At 42.0% G+C, this 2172-nt stretch carries 3 protein-coding genes; all 3 read left to right on the forward strand.

Annotated elements, in window-relative coordinates:
- Window positions 1-230: 230 nt before the first annotated feature.
- The 3 genes from AB4154_RS21210 to AB4154_RS21220 all read left to right on the forward strand — a co-directional run bounded on the left by AB4154_RS21210 (window position 231) and on the right by AB4154_RS21220 (window position 2067).
- Entirely contained in the window at window positions 231-521 is a 291-nt protein-coding gene (locus tag AB4154_RS21210; protein WP_055026561.1) for a putative quinol monooxygenase, read from the forward strand.
- 83 nt (window positions 522-604) lie between these two features.
- Window positions 605-1687: an L-dopachrome tautomerase-related protein gene (locus tag AB4154_RS21215; protein WP_372124049.1), complete on the forward strand. Its 1083-nt coding sequence runs from the start codon at window positions 605-607 to the stop codon at window positions 1685-1687.
- 194 nt (window positions 1688-1881) lie between these two features.
- Window positions 1882-2067: a hypothetical protein gene (locus tag AB4154_RS21220; protein WP_102530869.1), complete on the forward strand. Its 186-nt coding sequence runs from the start codon at window positions 1882-1884 to the stop codon at window positions 2065-2067.
- Window positions 2068-2172 lie beyond the last annotated feature (105 nt).

Genomic DNA, 2172 nt, shown 5'->3' on the forward strand with positions numbered 1-2172 from the left:
CACTGTCAACGAAATGACCAAGATCGCTTAGTTAAAAATTAACGTATTTAAACATTCAATTATCAAAATAGATTTGAAAGTATTTACAATATAAGTCAGTAATTGAGTGTAGTACCTGTACTACATTTAGTGAGTAACTCAATATGACATGACGAGTTGCCCTATCACTAAAACATTAAAGACATCAAAATTACCGACGATTTCGGTATCAAATTTAAAAGGAACATCCCATGACTACATTAACGATTGTTGCAAACATCAAAGCTAATGACGACAAAATTGAACTGGTGAAAGCCGAGCTACTAAAGCTTATCGACATTACTCGCGCTGAAGAAGGTTGCATCAACTATGACCTTCATCAAGACAACGAAAACCCAGCGCATTTTACTTTTTATGAAAACTGGGTATCACGTGAACTTTGGCAAGCTCATATGGGCAACCAGCACCTTGCGGACTACATGACAGCAACGGAAGGCTCTGTCGCAAGCTTCACAGTCAACGAAATGACTAAGATCGCGTAACGACAACATAAAACAAGCTTGTTATAGCACTATGCCCTGACTAAAACGGTTTGGGGCATCAAAGAACACCAATGAGGCTCGACATGAAAAATATGAAAATCTTACTAACACTTGCGACTGCGATGATAGTTAACACAGCGCAAGCGGCTGATATCGAAGTGGTTGCCAAGCTTGATGACACACGACCAGGGAACATTACAGTAACGAAGCAGGGGCGTACTTTCCTTTCTATGCAACCCCTTGATGCACCTGAACTTCGTGTTGTTGAATTGATGAAGGATGGCTCAACCAAAGCATTTCCAACCCAAGACTGGGCAGATGGTCCAGATAAAGGTGAGGTTGGTTTGGCTTCAGTAATCGGTATTGATAGTACCGATGATGGTGTTGTGTGGGTGTTAGATATGGGCAGTGAAACTTCGCCTTCGCAAATTGTTGCATGGGATACCGTCAACGATAAGCTATTTAAACGCATTGAAATTGGAAAAGACGTACAGGTCGGTAACTCTTTTTTACAGGATTTTGCATTAGATACACTGCGTAACCAGATGTACATTGCCGATACGAGTTTAGGTAATCTGTATGGCGAAGCTGCGCCTGCCTTTGTTGTTGTAGATTTAAATACAGGTAAATCTCGCCGCGTTTTGCAATCAAATAAAGCACTGCTTTCACCTGAGCATGAAGTTGTGATTGATAGTTCTCGTATGGCGACAAAGCGTGAAGATGGTAGCGTTGATGCGATTTATCTTGGTGTGAATCCAATCACTATTGATGCAAATAATGAATGGCTATATTTTGGTACAGTCAATGGTAGTGCTATCTACCGTATTCCTGCCGCTGCTCTTGCTAACACAGCGCTTAGTGAAGATGCATTGGCCGAGCAGATTGAATTTTTCAGTGAAAAACGTCCAAGTGATGGCATGATTATCGCAGATAACGGTGATATCTATGTCGGTGATATTGAGAAAAATGCTGTTGGTGTGGTGAATAAAGACGGCTACAAAATCTTTGCACAAGATGACAAGTTATTGTCATGGGCAGATGGTTTCTCTATCCAGGGTGATTACTTGTACGTCACTCAAAACTCTCTTCACTTCCACCCTGCTTTCAACGAAGGCGAAGAAGGTTCAACCAAGCCATACCATGTGCTTCGAATCAAACTTAACTAATTGATGGTCTTTATGGCGGGAGTCATTCTCTCCTGTCCTTATTTTTCAATTCAATAGCGAGCCCATCATGAAAAATTCACGATAAAACCGAGTCGAGACCTTATCCAGATGTCTGAATTTGCCTCATCTGCTGTTGGCGGAGGTGATGTGATTGCTGACGGTAGCAAGGTTACACATCTTCAGGTTGGAACCGCGTGGTTGGTCTGTTTTTTCCGACTTGGGACACTGTCGCGATCAATCAAGGTAGCAACGATGTGGCCAGAGGCGGAGGCAGTACTGATGGTATGTTAGCTCAGGAAGTGGTTGGTCATGAAGATCGCTTTATAACTTTTCCAGATCACCTTTCTTACGAAGAAGCATCAACTGTAGTGGATCAGTAAATTTGGCCACATAGTCAGAACTCTAGACATAAGGAAAAGTAAGTCTAATCGCGTGTCTTGAAATTAGCCTCAATCCTGCTCTAGCTTGATGTATGGAATCCACTC

The sequence above is a fragment of the Vibrio sp. 10N.286.51.B11 genome (genome assembly GCF_041469245.1).
Lineage (GTDB): Bacteria > Pseudomonadota > Gammaproteobacteria > Enterobacterales > Vibrionaceae > Vibrio > Vibrio crassostreae_C.